At 67.8% G+C, this 20,645-nt stretch carries 19 protein-coding genes; 5 read left to right on the forward strand and 14 right to left on the reverse strand.

Annotated elements, in window-relative coordinates; all coding sequences use genetic code 11:
- Nucleotides 1–69: 69 nt before the first annotated feature.
- The gene (locus ACN22W_RS03365) at nucleotides 70–1,218 is read right to left on the reverse strand and encodes an anhydro-N-acetylmuramic acid kinase (RefSeq protein WP_419686228.1); all 1,149 of its coding nucleotides are present in this window, start codon (nucleotides 1,216–1,218) and stop codon (nucleotides 70–72) included.
- A 142-nt stretch (nucleotides 1,219–1,360) separates the two neighbouring features.
- Here ACN22W_RS03365 and tyrS point away from each other — a divergent pair, with 142 nt between their 5' ends.
- From tyrS to ACN22W_RS03380, 3 genes are read left to right on the forward strand one after another with little or no spacing between them, the layout of a single operon-like run.
- Nucleotides 1,361–2,602 (forward strand): tyrosine--tRNA ligase, encoded by a 1,242-nt coding sequence (gene tyrS / locus ACN22W_RS03370; RefSeq protein WP_129513720.1) that lies wholly within the window; start codon nucleotides 1,361–1,363, stop codon nucleotides 2,600–2,602.
- Complete coding sequence (dtd, locus tag ACN22W_RS03375) at nucleotides 2,599–3,057, forward strand: D-aminoacyl-tRNA deacylase (RefSeq protein ID WP_048251602.1); 459 nt, start codon at nucleotides 2,599–2,601, stop codon at nucleotides 3,055–3,057. Before tyrS ends, dtd begins: the two co-directional genes overlap by 4 nt.
- 23 nt (nucleotides 3,058–3,080) lie before the next feature.
- Complete coding sequence (locus ACN22W_RS03380; RefSeq protein WP_193097636.1) at nucleotides 3,081–3,743, forward strand: histidine phosphatase family protein; 663 nt, start codon at nucleotides 3,081–3,083, stop codon at nucleotides 3,741–3,743.
- Between the two features lie 57 nt (nucleotides 3,744–3,800).
- Here ACN22W_RS03380 and ACN22W_RS03385 read toward each other — a convergent pair whose 3' ends face one another.
- From ACN22W_RS03385 to ACN22W_RS03430, 10 genes are all read right to left on the reverse strand, one after another.
- Complete coding sequence (locus ACN22W_RS03385; RefSeq protein WP_419686229.1) at nucleotides 3,801–4,928, reverse strand: ParB/Srx family N-terminal domain-containing protein; 1,128 nt, start codon at nucleotides 4,926–4,928, stop codon at nucleotides 3,801–3,803.
- A gap of 143 nt (nucleotides 4,929–5,071) precedes the next feature.
- On the reverse strand, nucleotides 5,072–6,025 hold the full coding sequence (locus tag ACN22W_RS03390) for an oxygenase MpaB family protein (protein ID WP_419686230.1): 954 nt from the start codon (nucleotides 6,023–6,025) through the stop codon (nucleotides 5,072–5,074).
- A gap of 24 nt (nucleotides 6,026–6,049) precedes the next feature.
- Nucleotides 6,050–7,120, reverse strand: coding sequence for a Holliday junction branch migration DNA helicase RuvB (ruvB, locus tag ACN22W_RS03395; protein ID WP_412022472.1), 1,071 nt, complete (start codon nucleotides 7,118–7,120; stop codon nucleotides 6,050–6,052).
- Nucleotides 7,121–7,514: 394 nt separating this feature from the next.
- Nucleotides 7,515–8,096, reverse strand: coding sequence for a Holliday junction branch migration protein RuvA (gene ruvA, locus ACN22W_RS03400; protein WP_129513724.1), 582 nt, complete (start codon nucleotides 8,094–8,096; stop codon nucleotides 7,515–7,517).
- 156 nt (nucleotides 8,097–8,252) lie between these two features.
- Nucleotides 8,253–8,795 carry a crossover junction endodeoxyribonuclease RuvC gene (gene ruvC / locus ACN22W_RS03405; RefSeq protein ID WP_419686231.1) on the reverse strand — a complete coding sequence of 181 codons (543 nt, stop codon included), beginning with the start codon at nucleotides 8,793–8,795 and terminating at the stop codon, nucleotides 8,253–8,255.
- Nucleotides 8,796–8,946: 151 nt separating this feature from the next.
- Entirely contained in the window at nucleotides 8,947–10,512 is a 1,566-nt protein-coding gene (gene purH / locus ACN22W_RS03410) for a bifunctional phosphoribosylaminoimidazolecarboxamide formyltransferase/IMP cyclohydrolase (protein ID WP_129513725.1), read from the reverse strand.
- Nucleotides 10,513–10,556: 44 nt separating this feature from the next.
- Entirely contained in the window at nucleotides 10,557–10,790 is a 234-nt protein-coding gene (locus ACN22W_RS03415) for a Fis family transcriptional regulator (protein WP_006476892.1), read from the reverse strand.
- Complete coding sequence (dusB, locus tag ACN22W_RS03420) at nucleotides 10,787–11,854, reverse strand: tRNA dihydrouridine synthase DusB (RefSeq protein ID WP_419687362.1); 1,068 nt, start codon at nucleotides 11,852–11,854, stop codon at nucleotides 10,787–10,789. The genes ACN22W_RS03415 and dusB overlap by 4 nt, the downstream gene beginning before the upstream one ends.
- A 136-nt stretch (nucleotides 11,855–11,990) precedes the next feature.
- Nucleotides 11,991–13,178, reverse strand: coding sequence for a UbiH/UbiF/VisC/COQ6 family ubiquinone biosynthesis hydroxylase (locus ACN22W_RS03425; protein ID WP_419686233.1), 1,188 nt, complete (start codon nucleotides 13,176–13,178; stop codon nucleotides 11,991–11,993).
- Nucleotides 13,179–13,248: 70 nt separating this feature from the next.
- Complete coding sequence (locus tag ACN22W_RS03430; RefSeq protein WP_419686234.1) at nucleotides 13,249–14,646, reverse strand: aminopeptidase P N-terminal domain-containing protein; 1,398 nt, start codon at nucleotides 14,644–14,646, stop codon at nucleotides 13,249–13,251.
- Between the two features lie 186 nt (nucleotides 14,647–14,832).
- On the opposite strand from ACN22W_RS03430, the gene ACN22W_RS03435 reads away from it, so the two are divergent.
- On the forward strand, nucleotides 14,833–15,444 hold the full coding sequence (locus ACN22W_RS03435; RefSeq protein WP_048251619.1) for a glutathione S-transferase family protein: 612 nt from the start codon (nucleotides 14,833–14,835) through the stop codon (nucleotides 15,442–15,444).
- Between the two features lie 122 nt (nucleotides 15,445–15,566).
- Here ACN22W_RS03435 and ACN22W_RS03440 read toward each other — a convergent pair whose 3' ends face one another.
- The 3 genes from ACN22W_RS03440 to ACN22W_RS03450 all read right to left on the reverse strand — a co-directional run bounded on the left by ACN22W_RS03440 (nucleotide 15,567) and on the right by ACN22W_RS03450 (nucleotide 19,213).
- On the reverse strand, nucleotides 15,567–17,186 hold the full coding sequence (locus ACN22W_RS03440; protein WP_419686236.1) for an FMN-binding glutamate synthase family protein: 1,620 nt from the start codon (nucleotides 17,184–17,186) through the stop codon (nucleotides 15,567–15,569).
- A 366-nt stretch (nucleotides 17,187–17,552) separates the two neighbouring features.
- Nucleotides 17,553–18,707: a tRNA 2-thiouridine(34) synthase MnmA gene (gene mnmA, locus ACN22W_RS03445; RefSeq protein WP_419686238.1), complete on the reverse strand. Its 1,155-nt coding sequence runs from the start codon at nucleotides 18,705–18,707 to the stop codon at nucleotides 17,553–17,555.
- Nucleotides 18,704–19,213: an NUDIX hydrolase gene (locus tag ACN22W_RS03450; RefSeq protein WP_048250763.1), complete on the reverse strand. Its 510-nt coding sequence runs from the start codon at nucleotides 19,211–19,213 to the stop codon at nucleotides 18,704–18,706. The genes mnmA and ACN22W_RS03450 overlap by 4 nt, the downstream gene beginning before the upstream one ends.
- A gap of 286 nt (nucleotides 19,214–19,499) precedes the next feature.
- Here ACN22W_RS03450 and ACN22W_RS03455 point away from each other — a divergent pair, with 286 nt between their 5' ends.
- Entirely contained in the window at nucleotides 19,500–20,639 is a 1,140-nt protein-coding gene (locus tag ACN22W_RS03455; protein WP_343492945.1) for a Re/Si-specific NAD(P)(+) transhydrogenase subunit alpha, read from the forward strand.
- Nucleotides 20,640–20,645 lie beyond the last annotated feature (6 nt).

Below are 20,645 nucleotides of genomic sequence, written 5' to 3' on the forward strand. Positions count from 1 at the left end.
GAAAAACGGGGCTTCATGCCCCGTTTTTTTGCGCCCATACGCGGCGAGCACAGCGCGGCTGGATTCGAATCAGCGCGGATAGAGCGCGCCGAGCACGCGGTCGCCGGCCGCACCGGTGACCGTCGCGAGATTGCCGGGCTGGCGCGCGGTGAAGCGGTATGCGAGCCACGCGAACGCGAGCGCCTCGACCTGTTGAGGCGGCACGCCGAGCGCGGCCGTCGTATCGACCGTGGCCGGCACGCCGGCCTCGCGCAGCGCTTGCCTGAGCGCGTCGAGCAGCACCGGGTTGCGCGCGCCGCCGCCGCACACGAAGACAGCCTTGCAGCTGGCGGCGTGCTGCGCGATCTCGCGTGCGACCGACACGGCGGTGAGCGCCGTGAGGGTCGCCTGCACGTCCTCCGGCGCGACCTGTGCGAACGCGGCGAGCTTCGCGTCGAGCCACGCGGGGTTGAACAGGTCGCGTCCGGTGCTTTTCGGCGGCGGCGCGGCGAAATACGGCTCGTCGAGCAGCGCGTCGAGCAGCGGCGTGTGCGCGGTGCCGCGTGCGGCGAACTTGCCGCCGTCGTCGTACGGCTTGCCGAGATGGCGGGTCGCCCATTCATCGATCAGCGCATTCGCGGGGCCGCAGTCGAAGCCGCGCACGTCGCCGCCTTCGCCGGGCAGGATCGTGATGTTGCTGATCCCGCCGAGATTGCAGACAACGCGCGTCTCGCCCGGCGCGCCGAACACCGTTGCATGGAACGCCGGCGCGAGCGGTGCGCCGTGGCCGCCCGCGGCGACGTCGCGGCTGCGGAAATCGGCGATCACGTCGACATGGGTCAACTCGGCGAGCAGCGCCGGATTGTTGAGCTGCCGCGTATAGCCGCGCTCGGGGCGATGTCGCACCGTCTGGCCGTGCACGCCGATCGCGCGGATCTGGTCGCGCGACAGCCCGGCCGTGCGCTGCAGTTCGTGGCAGCACACCGCGTAGCGCGTGACGAGTGCGTTGGCCGCGAGCGATTCGCGGTCGATCTCGTTGTCGCCGGGCTGTTGCAGCGCGAACAGCGCGTCGCGCAGCGATTGCGCGAATCCGACGAACGCTTCCGCGAGTACGACCGGCGCCTTGCCGGTCTCGAAACGCACGGCGACACCGTCGACGCCGTCCATGCTGGTTCCCGACATCAGCCCGAAGTAGATGCCGTCGGCCGGATGGGCGTTTTGCGGAGGTCGTTGCGGCACGTTGGGTTCTCCTCGATCATGCGGCGCGGGCCGGTGCCGCGCGTCTTGCGCCCGATTATCCGCGTAACGTGACGCGTCGTTAAGCGATGCGCGCGCAAGTTATGGGAAAATCCCTGTTTTTGCGACATTCTTCCTGGCACCGATGAGCACCGAACCCAGTTCCAAGCCTGTTTTCCCGATCACCGACGAAGTCCGGCATGCGCTCGCCGTCACGAAGCGCGGCGTCGACGAGCTGCTGATCGAGGAAGAGTTCGCGCAGAAGCTCGCGCGCAGCGCGGCCACCGGCACGCCGCTTCGCATCAAGCTCGGCCTCGACCCGACCGCGCCCGACATCCACATCGGCCATACGGTCGTGCTGAACAAGATGCGCCAGCTGCAGGACCTCGGCCACACGGTGATCTTCCTGATCGGCGATTTCACGTCGCTGATCGGCGATCCGTCGGGCCGCAACGCGACGCGCCCGCCGCTCACGCGCGAGCAGATCGAGTCGAACGCGAAGACCTACTTCGAGCAGGCCGCGCTCGTGCTCGATCGCGAAAAGACCGAGATCCGCTACAACAGCGAATGGTCGATGCCGCTCGGCGCGGACGGGATGATCAAGCTCGCGTCGCGCTACACGGTCGCGCGGATCCTCGAGCGCGAGGATTTCACGAAGCGCTTCCAGGGCGGCGTGCCGATCTCGATCCACGAATTCCTGTACCCGCTGATGCAGGGCTACGATTCGGTCGCGCTGAACGCCGATCTCGAACTCGGCGGCACCGACCAGAAGTTCAACCTGCTGGTCGGCCGCGAACTGCAGAAGCAATACGGCCAGGAACAGCAGTGCATCTTGACGATGCCGCTGCTCGAAGGCCTCGACGGCGTCGAGAAGATGTCGAAGTCGAAGGGCAACTATGTCGGCATCAGCGAGAAGCCGACCGACATGTTCGGCAAGCTGATGAGCATTTCGGACACGCTGATGTGGCGTTACTTCGAACTGCTGTCGTTCCGCAGCCTGGACGAGATCGCCGGCTTCAAGCGCGAGGCCGAAGGCGGCCGCAACCCGCGCGATTTCAAGGTGCTGCTCGCGCAGGAAATCGTCGCGCGGTTCCATTCGCAGCCCGACGCCGAGCGTGCGCTCGAGGACTTCAACCACCGCGCGAAGGGCGGTGTGCCGGACGACATTCCGTCGGTCACGCTCGCCGGCGCACCGCTGGCGATCGGCCAGTTGCTGAAGCAGGCCGGCCTGGTGCCGTCGACGAGCGAGGCACTGCGCAACATCGAGCAGGGCGGCGTGAAGATCGACGGCGCGATCGTGTCGGACAAGGGCCTGAAGGTCGAGGCCGGCGAGTTCGTCGTGCAGGTCGGCAAGCGCCGCTTCGCGCGCGTCACGCTGACCGCATGATCGCGCTGATCCAGCGCGTGAAGCGCGCCGACGTGCGCGTCGGCGAGCGCACGACGGGCGAGATCGGCGCGGGCCTGCTCGCGCTCGTCTGCGCGGAGCGCGGCGACACCGACGCGGCGGCCGACAAGCTGCTGGCGAAGATGCTCGGCTACCGCGTGTTCAGCGATGCGGCCGGCAAGATGAACCTTCCCGTGTCGAACATCGACGGCGAGGGCCGCGCGGGCGGCCTGCTGCTCGTGTCGCAGTTCACGCTGGCGGCCGATACCAACAGCGGGCTGCGTCCGAGCTTCACGCCGGCCGCGCCGCCCGACGAAGGCGCGCGGCTGTTCGACTACTTCGTCGCGGCCGCGCGTGCACGCCATCCGGTCGTCGAGACGGGCGAGTTCGGCGCCGACATGCAGGTGTCGCTCGTCAACGACGGTCCCGTGACGTTCTGGCTGCAAGTGCGGCCCTGATTCTTTCCCGGAGACGCCCCGCGATGGCGACCACGCAGATTCTTTTCATTCGCCATGGCGAGACGGCCTGGAACCGCATCAAGCGCATCCAGGGCCATATCGACATCCCGTTGGCCGACTCGGGGCTCGCGCAGGCGCAACGGCTGGCCGCGCGGCTCGCACGCGAAACGCGTGACGGTGCGCGCCTCGACGCGGTTTATTCGAGCGACCTGATGCGCGCGCAGCAGACCGCTTTGCCCTTTGCCGACGCGCTCGGGTTGCCGCTGCTGCTGCGCGAAGGGTTGCGCGAGCGCTCATACGGCGCGTTCCAGGGGCACGACAGCACCGAAATCGAGGCGCTGTTTCCGGACGCGTACGCGGCCTGGCAGACGCGCGATCCGGGCTTCGCGCCGGAAGGCGGCGAGTCGCAGCGCGCGTTCTATCACCGCGTGCTGCATGCGCTCGAGCCGATCGTCGCCGCGCATCCGGGCGGCCGGATCGCGTGCGTCGCGCACGGCGGCGTGCTCGATTGCGTGTATCGCTTCGCGAACGGACTCGATCTGTCCGCGCCGCGCAACTATCAGTTGCTCAACACCAGCATCAACGTCGTCGATTACGTGGACGGCCGCGCACAGGTCGTGCAGTGGGCCGACGTGTCGCACCTCGATGCCGAGAGCGACGACGACGGGTATCGCAAGGTACTCTGACTGAGTGTGAGGGCCCGCCCGGCATGGCCGGCCGGGCTTCCCCCTCGAGCGTGATCCTTACTGCGGCAGCCCGTGGCGCATCTTGTAGTCGAGCGCGTATGCGATCTTGCCGGGTTTGTCGGCCGTGATTGGCTGGCGCAGCTTGTCGAATTCCCCCTTGTTGTATTTCTTCCCGCTGTTGATCGCATCGGCGCGCCCGAGGTCGGCGCCCGTCTTGCCGTCGATCACCGGGTCCGTGGCCGCGACCATGCGCGTCGACGCGTTCCAGACCGCATTCAGGTAGCCCGTGTCGGCCTTTGCCGGATCGGGGTCGGTCGCACCGGCGCGCGTCAGGTCGTAGCCGGCGAGCGAGAACGTGCCCGGCTGCGCGCGCAGCCAGTCGGACCAGTAGAATTCGAGGTAGTCGGTGCCTTGCGCGGGCTTGCTGTAGCCGATGTCGCGCGTGAAATAGACGAGCGACCGGTAGCGGTCGTTCGTCATCCCGAGCTTCAGGCCGAGCCCGGTCGGCAGTTGCGCGACGGCGATCGGTTTGCCTTCGCCGTTCTTCAGGCGTACATAGCCGCGGTTTTGCATCTGCTGCCAGAACGCGTCGCCCGAGTAGTCGCTCAGGTTGTCCTTGACGACGACGTGCACGTGCAGCGCCGGGCCGCCGTCGGGTGTTTCGTAGTAGGTCGACAGGCCGTGGTGGCCGTCGGTCAGGTACAGCGCATCGCCGTTCGGGCCGATCACGACGGGGTTCAGCACCGAGCGGTCGCGGGCGTTCGCGTCGGTCGTCGAACACGCGTAGCTCGCGGGTTCGCGCAACGACGATTTGGCCGTGTAGCCGCTCGATGCGACGCCGCCGAGCCCTTCGTCCGCGCAGAAGTCGTCGAATTTCTTGTCGGGCTGCAGTTCGTAGCGGCCGAGCTTGTAATAGATCTGGTCGTAGCCGATCGCGCCCTGCGTCGGATGGAGATCGCCGAGCGTCACGTCGATCAGGTCGCCCGCGCGGGCGGCCTTCCACTTGCCCGGTTGCGGCGTGACGGTGGCGGGCGGCGTGGGGGCGGGCGTTGTCGTCGTGCCGCCGGACGGCGTCTGCGCGTCCGTGCGCGCGACGGCGGTGACATCGTCGCCGCCGCAGGCGGTCAGGGCGAAGACGGCGGACAGGCTGGCGGCAAGGGCGAAACGGATCGGCAGGCGTGGCATCGCGGGCATCGGGTGTCGGTCGGGTTGGCAGGACACCGCGCGGGTAACGGACATGCGGGACGTGTGACCGTGTGCGGGTGCGAGCCCGTCAGCTTGTCACATGAATTTGACGGTAAATTGAAATGTTCTGAGGAAGCTGATCGTCAGGCCGGCGGATCGCCGTCGACCGGTGTCGCGGTCGCGCGGCGGCGCGCGCGTTTCGACGCGCCGTTGACGAGCGCCCAGCGCAGCACGGGGGCGACGGTCCGTACGCCGGGCCGGACCACCGCGCGACGCAACGGCGCGAACGTCGACACGCCGAGCATGCGCTGTGCCCACGGCGGCAGCAGGTCGATCCCGGCATGCATCACCAGCGACGCGGCCGGCCGCAGCGCGGGTGTCGCGACCGGCACATTCAGCAGGATGGACATCACTTCGAAGGTATGCGGCCCGGCCTCGAGTTCGGGCTGCATGCGCGCGAGATAGGCGGCGACCTCGGCGCGCGAGCGGGGCACCTCGTGTGCGCCGAGCAGTTCGGCGATCAATGCCGTTTCGGCGTAGTAGCGGTCCTGCAATTCGCCCGGCAGCGCCGGATTCACGTAGCACAGATGCGCGGCGAGGAAGCTCGATACTTCCGCGATATGCACCCAGGTCAGCAACGCCGGATCGTCGGCGCGGTATGGCCGACCGTCGGGTGCGGTACCCGCTATGCGCGCGTGGATCGCCTTCACGCGTTCGATCAGCGCGAGTGCGTCCGCGCGACTGCCGAACGTCGTGCCCGTGATGAAGGTGGCGGTGCGCCGCAAGCGGCCGAGGATGTCGGTGCGAAACGACGAGTGATCCCACACGCCCGCGAGTGCGAGCGGATGGAGCGCTTGCAGCAGCAGTGCGGCGATGCCGCCGGTCATCATCGACGTGAAGTCGGCATGCACGCGCCAGCAGATGGCGTCGGGGCCGAACAGCCCGGGATCTCCGGGTGGCGAAGAGAGGTCGAGCGACGGGCCGCCGCCACCCGCGGTCAGGTGCGTGATGCCGGCCACGAGCCGCTTGCGGATCGGCTCGGCCCAGCGCGGGCCCGGTGCAGGTGCGGCGGGGTGGCGGCTGGGCGGCGTCGTCATGGCGGGTACGGCTCGGGGGACGGGCTACTTCCCGTCGGGGACATCCCACGCGCCGCGTTCGGCGCGGCCGGTGTCGGGCACGGAGAGCCCGAAGTGGCGATAGGTGAGCAGCGTCGCGACGCGCCCGCGCGGCGTGCGCTGCAGGAAGCCCTGCTGGATCAGGTACGGTTCGATCACGTCCTCGATCGTGTCGCGCTCCTCGCCGATCGCCGCCGCGAGGTTGTCGAGGCCGACCGGGCCGCCGTCGAACTTGTACAGGATCGCCTCGAGCAGCTTGCGGTCCATCAGGTCGAAGCCGACCGGATCGACGTCGAGCATCGCGAGCGCGGCATCGGCGACGGCCGCGGTGATCTGGCCGTCGGCCTTCACTTCCGCGAAGTCGCGCACGCGGCGCAGCAGCCGGTTCGCGATCCGCGGCGTGCCGCGCGCGCGCTTCGCGATTTCCAGCGCGCCGCTCGGATCGATCTGTGCATTCAGCAGCGACGCCGAGCGTCGCACGATGCGCGACAGTTGCTCGGCGTCGTAGAACTCGAGCCGCGCGACGATCCCGAACCGGTCGCGCAGCGGGTTGGTCAGCATCCCGGCGCGGGTGGTTGCACCGACGAGCGTGAACGGCTGCAGGTCGAGCTTCACGCTGCGCGCGGCCGGGCCTTCGCCGATCATGATGTCGATCTGGTAATCCTCGAGTGCCGGATACAGGATTTCCTCGACGACCGGCGACAGCCGGTGGATCTCGTCGATGAACAGCACGTCGTTCGCTTCGAGGTTCGTCAGCAGCGCGGCGAGATCGCCGGCGCGTTCGAGCACGGGGCCCGACGTCTGGCGCAGGTTCACGCCCATCTCGCGCGCGATGATGTGCGCGAGCGTCGTCTTGCCGAGACCGGGCGGCCCGAACAGCAGCACGTGGTCGAGCGGCTCCGAGCGGCGCTTGGCGGCTTCGATGAAGATCTCGAGCTGGCCGCGCACCTTTTCCTGGCCGACGTAGTCGTCGAGCTGGCGCGGCCGCAGCGCACGTTCGAACACCTCCTCGTGCGACGAGGCGGGCGTGGCGGCGATGATCCGCTGCTCGGTGGCGAGTTTGTCGGTTTCAATCATGCGGCCATTGTACCGCGCGGCGCAGTCCCGCCCAGGGCCTGCTCCCGCTAATAACGGGCTTGCGAACGAGCCTTGCCGGCCGTAGTGCAAGGAGCAAGGAGCGCCGTTTGGCCGAGCCAAACAAGCAACGCGCGACGCCGCAATACGGCCGGCAAGGCTCGTTCCCCTGTTTGGAAAAATTCATTCGTGGGGCTGGCCACCAGAAGGGCCGATCGCTGCGTCATGCTCCTTGCGAATACGTCGAGTATTCGCTTCGTCGCAATCCTTGCGCTCGGCCCTTCTGGTGGCCAGCGCAAGCCCGTTATTAGCGGGAGCAGGCCCTTGACCGAACGGCCGACTGGCGAGCGCCGCGCGGCCGCGTGATACTGGCTTCAACAGCCGGTGTGGCCGCGCGTTACGCCTTCGACAACGCCTTCAGCGCAAGCTTGATGCCTTCGGACACGCCGGTGCCGGCCGGCACGTTCTTGATCGCCGCAAGGCCTTCCTTTTCGGAGTAGCCGAGCGCGAGCAGCGCGTTGAGGATGTCGGTCGCGTGGTCGGACGGCGATGCGGCGCCGGCGAGCGCGCCGAGATCGGCGCCGAGCTTGCCCTTCAGTTCGAGCAGCAGGCGCTCGGCCGTCTTCTTGCCGATGCCGGGCAGGCGCGTGAGGCGCGCGGCGTCCTGCATCGTCACGGCCTGCGCGAGCTCCTGCACGCTCATGCCGGACAGCACGGCGAGCGCCATGCGCGCGCCGATGCCGGTGATCTTCAGCAGCTCGCGGAAGGTCGTGCGCTCCTGCAGCGTCAGGAAGCCGTACAGCAGGTGCGCGTCCTCCCGGACGATCTGCTGCGTGAGCAGCACGACGCGCTCGCCTGTTTGCGGCAGGTTGTAGAAGGTGCTCATCGGCACGTCGATTTCGTAGCCGACGCCGTTGCAGTCGACGAGCAGGTGAGGCGGGTTCTTTTCGAGCAGGATGCCGGCGATGCGACCGATCATGGGAGGCGGGATGCGAGGAAGAAAGCGCGAGTGTAGCGCACGCGCGGCGCAATGCCGACGGGATCGGCCGTCAGGCCGAAGCAAGGCGTGTCGTGTACGCGCCGTGCGCGGTCAAGACGGTCGATCCGGCGTGCCGGGCGACGGCATGCACCGGCGTCAGCCGACCAGCCGCCCGCGCCGCACGCGCAGCCCCTTCTTCGCGAGCGCCGGCGCGAGGCCGCCGAGCGTGCTGAGTGTCGTGCCGCCGTGCGCATGGCAGATCGCCATGCCGAGCGCGTCGGCTGCGTCGGAGCCCGGTTGTCCGGAGAGATTGAGCAGCCGCGTGACCATTTCCTGCATTTGCGTCTTGGTCGCGCGGCCGTAGCCGACGACGGCCTGCTTGAGCTGCAGCGCCGTGTATTCGGCGACGGGCAGGCCGCCCGCGACGAGGCCGCAGATCGCGGCGCCGCGCGCCTGGCCGAGCAGCAGCGTCGACTGCGGGTTCACGTTGACGAACACCTTTTCGATCGCGGCCTGGTCGGGCGCATGTTCGCGCACGATCGCCGAGACGCCCTGGAAGATCGTGCCGAGCCGGGTGGCCAGGTCGGCCGTCGGCGTGCGGATCACGCCGCTCGTGACATAGGCGAGCTGGTGGCCGCTGACGTCGATGACGCCGAAGCCGGTGACGCGCAGGCCAGGGTCGATGCCGAGAATTCGCATGAGTGAGGAGAGTTGCCTGATGCAGCGATACTACAACGAATGGTGCAGCGACCCGGCGGCATGGTCGCGCGCCGGGGCGTCGCGCAATAAAAAACCCGGCGGGTGCGACGCCGCCGGGCTTGCGTACAGCGGCCGCGCGGGCCGTGTGCGATCAGTGACGGAAGTGGCGCACGCCCGTCAGGATCATCGCGATGTTGTGCTCGTCGGCCGCGGCGATCACTTCGTCGTCGCGCATCGAGCCGCCCGGCTGGATCACGCAGGTCGCGCCGGCTGCCACGACGACGTCGAGGCCGTCGCGGAACGGGAAGAACGCATCCGACGCGACGGCCGAGCCGGCCAGCGTCAGGCCTGCATTCTGCGCCTTGATGCTCGCGATGCGTGCGGAATCGACGCGGCTCATCTGGCCCGCGCCGACGCCGAGCGTCATGCCGTTGCCGCAGAACACGATCGCGTTCGACTTCACGTACTTCGCGACGCGCCACGCGAACAGCAGGTCGTCCATTTCCTTCGGCGTCGGCTGGCGCTTCGTGACGACGCGCAGCTCGTGCGGCTGCACGTTCTTCGAGTCGAGCGACTGCACGAGCAGGCCGCCGCCCACGCGCTTCAGGTCGAATGCGTTATGACCGTCGCCGAGCGCGATTTCGAGCAGGCGCACGTTCTGCTTCGCGGTGAACACCTGCTTCGCGGCGTCGGAGAACGACGGTGCGATCAGCACTTCGACGAACTGCTTCGCGACAGCCTGAGCGGCCGCTTCGTCGACTTCGCGGTTGAACGCGATGATGCCGCCGAATGCGGAGGTCGGGTCGGTCTGGAACGCCTTCGCGTAAGCGTCGGCCGAGTCGTTGCCGACCGCGACGCCACACGGGTTCGCATGCTTGATGATCACGCAGGCCGGGGCGTCGAACGTCTTCACGCATTCCCACGCCGCGTCCGAATCCGCGATGTTGTTGTACGACAGTTCCTTGCCCTGCAGCTGGCGGTAGTTCGCGAGCGCACCGGCTTGCGGCGCGATGTCGCGGTAGAACGCCGCGCTCTGGTGCGGGTTCTCGCCGTAGCGCAGGTCCTGCACCTTGTCGAACGCGATGTTCAGCGTCGCCGGGTACGCGTTGCGCGATGCGTGCTGCAGCTCGTCGGTCAGGCTCGTCAGGTAGTTCGTGATCGCGCCGTCGTATTGCGCGGTGTGCGCGAACACCTTCGTCGCGAGGCGGAAGTTGGTCGCGTAGCCGACCGCGTTGCCGTTCGCCTTCATTTCATCGAGCACGACCGCGTAGTCGGCCGGATCGACGACGACCGTCACGTCGCGATGGTTCTTCGCGGCCGAGCGCAGCATCGTCGGGCCGCCGATGTCGATGTTCTCGATCGCGTCGGCGAGCGTGCAGTCGTCCTTCGCGATCGTCGCGACGAACGGATACAGGTTCACGACGAGCAGGTCGATCGTCGGGATGCCGTGCTGTTCCAGCGCCTGCATGTGCTCGGGCAGGTCGCGGCGGGCGAGGATGCCGCCGTGCACCTTCGGGTGGAGCGTCTTCACGCGCCCATCGAGCATTTCCGGAAAGCCCGTGTAGTCGGCCACTTCGGTAACGGGCAGGCCCGCGTCGGCGAGCAGTTTCGCGGTGCCGCCCGTCGACAGCAGCTTGACGCCGAGGTCGGACAGCGACTTCGCGAAGTCGACGATGCCGGTCTTGTCGGAAACGGAAATGAGCGCTTGCTTGATCATGATGGAACCACCAATAGCCAGGGAAACGGGGACGGGACGGCCGGCTACAGCAGGCCGTGCTGCTGCAGCTTCTTGCGCAGCGTATTGCGATTGATGCCGAGGTACTCCGCGGCGAGCGACTGGTTGCCGCCTGCCTGTACGAGCACGACCTCGAGCATCGGCTTTTCGACGCAGGACATCACCATTTCATAGACGTCGTGCGGATTGGAGCCGTCTAGATCCCGGAAATACACGTCCAGGCTCTCGCGGACACATTGTTCGATGTTGTGCTTGCTCATGCTGCTAACTGGTTATGGTCGTCCGACTCGCCCTGGCCGTTTTCCTCTTCGTCATCGACATAGACGAGATGGTCCGACAGCGCTTTTTGCGCCTCGAAGAATTCATTGACGGCGGCGAGTTGCTCGCGGGTGGAATCGAGCGTGTTCATCCTGTGCCGGAACCCGTTGGCACCGGAAAGGCCGCGAGTGTACCAGCCGATGTGCTTGCGCGCAGTACGGACTCCCGTGAATTCACCATAGAAAGCGTAGTGGTCTTCCAGGTGTTCGTTCATCACGTGCTGGATCTCGTCGATCCGCGGCGGGGGCAGCAACTCGCCAGTTTGCAGGAAATGATCGATTTCGCGGAACAACCACGGCCGGCCTTGCGCGGCGCGACCGATCATCAGTGCGTCGGCGCCCGTTGCGTCGAGCACGGCCTTCGCCTTCGCGGGCGACGTGATGTCGCCGTTCGCGACGACCGGAATCCCGACGGCCGCCTTCACGGCCGCGATGGTTTCGTATTCGGCGTCGCCGCGGTACAGGTCGGCGCGCGTGCGGCCGTGCACGGTCAGCATCGAGATGCCGGCGGCTTCGGCCAGGCGCGCGACCGTGATCGCGTTCTTGTGCTCGCGGTCCCAGCCGGTGCGGATCTTCAGCGTGACGGGCACTGCATCGGGCCCCGTGCCGACCGCCGCGACGACGGCCTCGACGATCCGTTGCACGAGCGGCTCGTTCTGCAGCAGCGCGGAACCGGCCGCGACGTTGCAGACCTTCTTCGCCGGGCAGCCCATGTTGATGTCGATGATCTGCGCGCCGTTGTCGACGTTGTAGCGGGCCGCTTCAGCCATCATCGCCGGATCGGCGCCCGCGATCTGCACCGCGATCGGCTCGACCTCGCCTTCGTGGTTCGCGCGCCGCATCGTCTTCGCGCTTTTCCACAGCTGCGCGTTGGACGCGACCATCTCGGACACGGCGTAACCGGCCCCCAGCTGCTTGCACAGCTGGCGGAACGGACGATCCGTCACGCCGGCCATCGGTGCGACGAACAGGTTGTTACGCAATACGTGAGGGCCGATAACGGGCATCGCAATGGCACCGCCCGCGACAGGTGCGGGCATGAAAAGGGCGGACGGAAACGCGCATTTTACCGTATTCCCATGCCCCGCCGATTTGACCCGGTTTGCGTGGTCCGGCCGGGCGCACCCGGAGGTGCGCCGCGCGTCAGTTGCGCTGGCCGAACATCATCTGGCGCGCGATCACCTTCTTGAGCGGCGGCACGAATTCGAGCGCGGTGAGCGCGGCGCCGCGCAGCAGCGGGAGCGGGCCCGAGTCGATCGTAAACAGGCGCGCAAGCGTGTCGGTCGCGCCGATCGTGAAGCGCCGGTCGAGCGCGCGGCGTGCGTTGAAGGCCGCGAGCGCGGTCGCTTCGAGGCCTTGCGCGGACAGCGTGTCGACCAGCGTATGCGCATCGCGCAGCCCGAGGTTGAGCCCCTGGCCCGCGACGGGGTGCAGGGTTTGCGCGGCATTGCCGACGATCGCGACGCGGCCGCTGACGAGCGTCTGCGCGGCGTTCAGGCCGAGCGGGAACGCCGCGCGGCCCGCGATCGCGACGAACTGGCCCATGCGTTCGCCGAACGCGCTGCCGAGCTCGCGCAGGAGCGCGTCGTCGGGCAGCGCGGCGCGGCGCGCCGCTTCGTCGGGCGTGCAGCACCAGACGAGCGCGTAGTCGGCCTGGCGCGGCCCGCCGAGCGGCAGCAGCGCGAGCGGGCCTTCGTGCGTGAAGCGCTCCCATGCGACGTTCGGGCGCGGTGCCGAGACCGTCACCGTGCCGACGAGCGCGGTCTGCCCGTAGTCACGGCGCTGCTGGCCGGCGTCGGCCGCCTGTTCGTGGAACAGCCCGCCTTCCGCGTTGATGACGATGCGCGCGCGCAGCGTGCGCTCGCCTTGCGGGCCGTCGAGCGTCAGCGTGACGCCGTCGGCATCCTGCTGCGGCGCGCGCGCGGTGGTCGACGTGAGCCAGTCGACGCGCGTGCCGCGCACGGCGCCCGCAAGCGCCTGCACGAGCGAGCCGTAGCGCACGACATAACCGAGCGCGGCGAGGTCGTGCTCGTCGCGGTCGATCAGCGTGCGGCCGAAATGGCCGCGCTGCGACACGTGGATATGTTCGATCGGCGTCGCGTCGGCGGGCCACGCGAGCGTGTCGAGCAGCACGCGGCTGCCGTGCGAGACGGCGATCGCGCGCGGGTCGTTCACGCTCGCGACCGGTTCGCGCGCATCGATCAGCGCGATCGACGCGTGTTGGGTTGCGCTGCGGCGCGCGAGCCAGCCGGCGAGCGCGAGCCCGACGGGGCCGGCGCCGACGATGGCGAGGTCGTAGTCCGGCGTGGCCGGGGAGGAAGCGGTCGTCATCTTGATTCGTGATACGGAAATAACGGTCGACGGCAGGTCGACGGCGGCGCGACGAACAGGCGGCGGCCGGTCATGCGCCGTGCGCCGCGCCTGCGCGCATCAGCGCTTCGATCTCGTCCGCGGCGACGGGCACGCCGCGCGTGATCAGCTCGCAGCCGTGCTCGCGCACGATCGCGTCGTCCTCGATGCGGATGCCGATGTTCCAGTACTCGGGCGGCACGTCGTCGGCTGCCCGCACATACAGGCCGGGTTCGACGGTCAGCGTCATGCCGGGCTTCAGCGTGCGCGACGGCAGCGCGCCGTTGCCGTCGCGCTCGGCGAGCCGCTCGCGGTAGTCGCCGCAGTCATGCACGTCCATCCCGATCCAGTGGCCCGTGCGGTGCATGTAGAAGCGCGTGTATGCGCGCTCGGCAATCACGTCGTCAACGTTCGAGAAGCGTGTTTTCGGAATGATGCCGGTGTCGAGCAGCCCCTGCGCGAGCACGCGCACGGCCGCGTCGTGCGGCGCCTCGAACGGCACGCCCGCGCGCGTCGCGTCGATCGCGGCCTGCTGCGCGGCGAGCACGACGTCGTACAGCGTGCGCTGCGCGGGCGAGAAGCGCCCGTTGGCCGGGAACGTGCGCGTGATGTCCGACGCATAGCCGTCGAGTTCGCACGCGGCGTCGATCAGGATCAGGTCGCCGTCCTTCGCGGCCGCGTTGCCGGCCGGGTAGTGCAGCACGCACGCATTCGCGCCGGCCGCGACGATCGAGCCGTACGCGGGCGCCTGCGCGCCGTGCTTGCGGAACAGGTACAGCAGCTCGGCCTCGAGTTCGTATTCGCGGATGCCGGGACGGCACACCTGCATCGCGCGGCGGTGCGCGAGCGCGGAGATGTGCGCGGCGCGCATCATGATCGCGAGTTCGTGTTCGTCCTTCACGAGCCGCATGTCGTCGACGAGCGGTGTGAGGTCGAGCATCGCGTCCGGTGCGGCGACACCCGTGCGCGCCAGTGCGCGCACCGCGTCGAGCCAGCCCGCGAGCTGGCGTTCGAAGTCGGCCGATGCGCCGAACCGGTAGTGCACGGTGCCCGCGTCGGCGAGCAGGCGCGGCATCTCGGTGTCGATCACGTCGACCGCGAACGCCGCGTCGAAGCCGAACGCATCGCGCGCGGCTTCGGGGCCGTAGTGGAAGCCTTCCCAGATCTCGCGGTCGGGATTCTTGCCGCGGCAGAACAGGATCGACTCCGGCGCGCCGTGCGGCGCGGCCGCGTTCAGCACGAGCACGGCATCCGGCTCGGTGAAGCCCGTCAGGTAATGGAAGTAGCTGTCGTGCCGGTACGGGTAGGCCGTATCGCGGTTGCGCAGCATTTCCGGCGCGGTGGGGACGATGGCGACGCCGCCGCCCGCGGCGCGCAGTGCGGCAAGCACGCGTTCACGGCGTTGGCGGTAGACGTCGACGGCGATGGCGGTATCGAGGGGCGCATTCATCGTGCGATTGTAGCGCCGCCGGACGCGGCGCGTGAGAGGGGCGGCCGCGAGCCGCGCCGGCAGGCCCGCGTGGCGGCTGTTGCAAACCATCCACAGGCCGGCCGGGCGATTTTCTACCGCGCGACCCTGCCCGGTTATGATCGGCGACAACGTATACTCTCGGCGGTTCCCTTAAAAAGGCAGATGATGAAATTAATCGGTTCGCTCAGCAGCCCGTACGTCCGAAAGGCGCGGATCGTGCTTGCTGAAAAGAAGATCGACTACAAGCTGGAGCTCGAGAACGTGTGGGCGCCGGAGACGGATATTCATGCATCGAATCCGCTCGGCAAGGTCCCGTGCCTCGTGATGGAGGATGGTGCCGCGGTGTTCGATTCCCGCGTGATCTGCGAATACGTCGATACGCTGTCGCCGGTCGGCAAGCTGATTCCGCCGTCGGGCCGCGAGCGCGTCGAAGTGCGCTGCTGGGAAGCGCTGGGCGACGGCGTGCTCGACGCGGCGGTCGCGATTCGTCTCGAATACACGCTGCGCGACGACGTGCAGCGCAGCGCAAGCTGGATCGCGCGCCAGCAGCGCAAGATCGACGATGCGCTCGTCGCGATGTCGCAGGGCCTCGGCGGCAAGACGTGGTGCGTCGGTAATCATTACACGCTCGCCGACATCGCACTCGGCTGCGCGCTCGGTTATCTCGACTTCCGGATGCCCGAACTGAACTGGCGCGAGCATCACCCGAACCTCGACAAGCACTTCGTCAAGCTGCAGCAACGGCAGTCGTTCGCGGACACGCTGCCGCAGAACTGAGCCGCGGCCGGCCGCGCGATCAAGCGTGCAAGTATTCACGCATTCGGCAGACAAAAGAAAAGCGCCCCGCGGGGCGCTTTTCTTTTTGCCGGGCCGCCGCCGGAGCAGGGCGGCCGCGAGCGTCACTCGATCGACGCGTACACGGCCTCGCCGAGCGTGAACGAATCGCTGCGCGCAATCGGCCACCAGCTGTCGTACAGCGTGAAGCCGCAATGGTTGCCGTCGAGCAGCGCGCCGGGCTTCAGGTACTTCAGCAACTGCGACATCAGCCGGACCTCGTGCGGCGAGATGCGCTGCACGATGTGATGCGCGCGCAGCTCCGACGGATGCGACAGGCCGGCCGCCTGCACGAGTTCCTGCAGCGCGTGCAGCGTATTGCGGTGGAAGTTGTACACGCGGTCGGCCTTGTCGGGCACGACGAGCGCGCGCTGGCGCACCGGGTCCTGCGTCGCGACGCCGGTCGGGCAGCGGCCCGTGTGGCAGGTCTGCGCCTGGATGCAGCCGACCGCGAACATGAAGCCGCGCGCCGAGTTCACCCAGTCCGCGCCGATCGCGAGCGTGCGCGCGACGTCGAACGCGGTGATGATCTTGCCGCTCGCGCCGATCTTCACGCGATCGCGCACGCCGATCCCGACCAGCGTGTTGTGCACGAGCAGCAGCCCTTCCTGCAGCGGCACGCCGACGTGGTCGGTGAATTCGAGCGGCGCCGCGCCCGTGCCGCCTTCCGCGCCGTCGACGACGATGAAGTCCGGCACGATGCCCGTCTCGACCATCGCCTTCGCGATCCCGAAGAATTCCCACGGATGGCCGACGCACAGCTTGAAGCCGGTCGGCTTGCCGCCCGACAGCGTGCGCAGCCGCTCGACGAATTCGAGCAGCCCGCGCGGCGTCGAGAACTCCGAGTGCGTCGCGGGCGAGATGCAGTCCTTGCCCATCGGCACGCCGCGCGTCTCGGCGATCTCCGGCGTGATCTTCGCGGCCGGCAGCACGCCGCCGTGGCCCGGCTTCGCGCCCTGCGACAGCTTCACCTCGATCATCTTGACCTGAGGATCGGCGGCCTGCTTCGCGAACTTGTCGGGGTTGAACGTGCCGTCGTCGTTGCGGCAGCCGAAGTAGCCCGACGCGATTTCCCAGATGATGTCGCCGCCGTTCTCGCGGTGGTACTTCGACAGCGAGCCTTCGCCCGTGTCGTGCGCGAACCCGCCTTTCTTCGCGCCGAGGTTCAGCGAGCGGATCGCGTTCGCGGACAGCGAGCCGAAGCTCATCGCCGAGATGTTGAAGATCGAGATGTCGTACGGCTGCGCGCGATTCGCGCCGACGCGGATGCGGAAATCGTGGTTCGGCAGCTTCGTCGGCGCGAGCGAGTGGCTGATCCATTCGTGCGCGACGGCCTTCACGTTCAGCTCGGTGCCGTACGGGCGATTGTCGGCGACGTTCTTCGCGCGCTGGTAGACGAGGCTGCGCTGCGCACGCGAGAACGGTTTCTCGTCGGTATCGTCCTCGACGAAGTACTGGCGGATCTCGGGCCGGATGAACTCGAACAGGAAGCGGAAGTGGCCCCAGAGCGGGTAGTTGCGCAGGATCGCGTGACGGTCCTGGTTCAGGTCGTACACGCCGAGCGCGACGAGGGCGGCGGGGATGATGATCCACAGCCAGGAAAGCACGTGGATCGACGCGAGCGCGGCCGTTGCGACGAGCAGCAGGATGGCACACCACATCGCCAGATAGCGTCGTGAAAGCATGGGGACTCCTAGGGTCTATTCATGTATGGAACGCGCATGCGAATGCCCGAAATCGCCCGCAGGGCAAGGAGTGAGGAGCGCCGTTTGGCCGAGCCAAACAAGTGACGAACGACACCGCCATGCGGGCGATTTCGGGCATTCCCGTGGAATGATCTACTTAGATTTGGGGTTGCCACGAGAAGGGCCGCTCGCGGCGTCGCGCGCCTCGCGAGCGGCCCTTCTCGTGGCAACGCATGCGCGTTCCATACATGAATAGACCCTGCATCTTGAAATACCGCCATGCGTGCGCTGCGCGGCGGTCTGCCGGCCTCGGCGGAATCGTGTTCCGCCGGGCGCGGCGTGCCGCAAGTCTAAACCGAATATGTGTCAGCGTGCGTCGGCGAGCGCCGGGGCGCGACCTTCCGCCGGTGCGGAAGGGCTGGTCGCCGCGGATTCGATGATGCCGCCGCCGAGACAGATCTCGCCGTCGTACAGCACGGCCGACTGGCCGGGCGTGACGGCCCACTGCGCGTCGTCGAACGCGAGCGAGAAGCGCGCTTCGCCTTCCGGACCGGATGCGGCACCGCCGAACGTGCACGCCGCATCGGCCTGCCGGTAGCGTGTCTTCGCGCCGCACGCGAAGCCTTCCGCCGGCGGCTCGCCCGCGACCCAGCTCACGTTGCCGGCGACGAGCTCGCGCGACAGCAGCCACGGATGATCGTGGCCCTGCACGACATACAGCGTGTTCGACGCGATGTCCTTCGCGGCGACGAACCACGGTTCGCCGCTGCCGTCCTTGCTGCCGCCGAGGCCGATGCCCTTGCGCTGGCCGAACGTGTAGAACGCGAGGCCGATGTGCTTGCCGACGACCTTGCCGTCGGGCGTCTTCATCGGGCCGGGTTTCGTCGGAAGGTAGCGGTTCAGGAAATCGCGGAACGGCCGTTCGCCGATGAAGCAGATGCCCGTCGAATCCTTCTTCTTCGCGTTCGGCAGCCCGATCTGCGCGGCGATCTCGCGCACCTTCGTCTTCGGGATCTCGCCGAGCGGGAACATCGTCTTCGACAGTTGCGCCTGGTTCAGCCGGTGCAGGAAGTACGACTGGTCTTTCGTATGATCGAAGGCCTTCAGCAGTTCGAAACGCCCGTCGCGCTCGCGCACGCGCGCATAGTGGCCGGTCGCGATCATTTCCGCGTCGAGCGACATCGCGTGATCGAGGAACGCCTTGAACTTGATCTCGGCATTGCACAGCACGTCGGGGTTCGGCGTGCGGCCGGCCGAGTATTCGCGCAGGAACTCGGCGAACACGCGGTCCTTGTATTCGGCGGCGAAGTTGACGGCTTCCACGTCGATGCCGATCAGGTCGGCCACCGACACGACGTCGATCCAGTCCTGGCGCGTCGAGCAGTATTCGCCGTCGTCGTCGTCTTCCCAGTTCTTCATGAACAGGCCGACCACGTCGTAGCCCTGTTCCTTCAGCAGCCACGCGGTCACCGACGAATCGACGCCGCCCGACATGCCTACCACTACACGGCGCTTGCTCATTTGTTGACCGCCTGACGTTCGAATGCCTCGGGGCGCGGCGCGACCGAATGCGTGTGCACGAAATCGAGCGGAATGCGCCGCCCGGCGAGATAGTCGTCGACGCAGCGCATCACCGCGGGCGAGCGATGGCGCTCGCTGCACGCGCGCAGTTCGTCGGCCGTCATCCACAGCGTGCGGACGATGCCGTCGTCGAGCGCGTGGCCCGCGACCGGCTCGCCGGCCGTGCCGCAGAACGTGAAGCGCAGGTAGGTCGCGCCGGCGGTGCCGGGGCGCTCGTAGTGCGCGAGATAAACACCGACGAGCGCGTCGGGCGTGAACGGGTGCGCGGTTTCCTCGAGCGTCTCGCGGATCACGGCGTCGGCCAGCGTTTCGCCGGCCTCGAGATGGCCGGCCGGCTGGTTGATGCGCAGGCCCGTCGAGGTTTCTTCCTCGATCACGAGAAAGCGGCCGGCGTGCTCGACGAGCGCCGCGACCGTCACATGCGGGGTCCAGATTTCGGGTTTCATGGATCGGCATTTTACCGGTTGCGCCCGAACGCTGCCGGCCGTCTGATCAGACGATAGATGAATCCGACCCTCGCGGATCATCCGTCCCGCCGATGCGCGGCGGCGCGGGCCGGGCTAATGTCTCATTCGCGCACGATCGTGCGGAATGTGCTGGCGCGACCATCGCTTTCGGTTAAAGTGCAGCGTAAATGCCGTTGCTCGTGAGCCGGTAAGTCAGCCTGTCCGGCTCGTTGTGCAGTAAAAATTGCAAGAAAAGAAATACTGACAATGACTGGAGGAACTGACGATGCATATTGGAGTGCCTGCTGAAACGCGGGCGAACGAGGCGCGTGTGGCTGCGACGCCGGAAACCGTGAAGAAATACGCGGCTGCCGGCCATCGCGTCAGTATCGCGAAAGGGGCGGGCAGCGCAGCCAGTTATCCCGACGAAGCCTATGCGTCCGCCGGTGCCGAATTGACCGACCAGTCGGCTGCTTTTGATGCCGACATCGTGCTGAAGGTCCAGGCGCCCACCGACCCCGAACTGCCATCGCTGAAGCGCGGCTCCGTGCTGGTCGGCATGCTCGAGCCGTTCAATGCCGAGCAGGCGGCGAAACTCGCGGCAGCCGGCGTGACCGGTTTCGCGCTCGAAGCCGCGCCGCGCACGACACGCGCGCAGAGTCTCGACGTGCTGTCGTCGCAAGCGAACATCGCGGGCTACAAGGCCGTGCTGGTTGCTGCCGCGCTGTATCCGCGCTTCTTCCCGATGCTGATGACTGCCGCGGGCACGGTGAAAGCCGCGCGCGTGCTGATTCTCGGCGCGGGCGTTGCGGGCCTGCAGGCGATCGCGACCGCGAAGCGGCTGGGCGCGGTGATCGAGGCGTCCGACGTGCGGCCGGCCGTGAAGGAGCAGATCGAGTCGCTCGGCGCGAAATTCCTCGACGTCCCGTTCGAAACCGACGAAGAGCGCGAGGCCGCGCAGGGTGTCGGCGGTTATGCGCGCCCGATGCCGCCGTCGTGGCTCGGCCGCCAGGCCGCGCTCGTGCACGAGCGCGCGAAGCAGGCCGACATCGTGATCACCACCGCGCTGATTCCGGGGCGCCCGGCGCCGACGCTGATCTCGGTCGAAACCGCGCAGTCGATGAAGCCCGGCTCGGTGCTCGTCGATCTCGCGGCCGGCCGCGGCCCGGAATTCGACGGCAGGAAGAGCGGCAACTGCCCGCTGACGGTCGCCGACGAGGTGATCGTGCACAACGGCGTGACGATCGCCGGCTACACGAACCTCGCATCGATGGTCGCGTCGGACGCGTCGGCGCTGTACGCGCGCAACCTGCTCGACTTCATGAAGCTGATCGTCACGAAGGAAGGCACGCTGAACATCGACCTGACCGACGACATCGTCGCCGCGACGCTGCTGTGCCGCGACGGCGAAGTCACGCGCAAATAACGGAGG

It is taken from the genome of Burkholderia theae (genome assembly GCF_048565265.1).
Lineage (GTDB): Bacteria > Pseudomonadota > Gammaproteobacteria > Burkholderiales > Burkholderiaceae > Burkholderia > Burkholderia theae.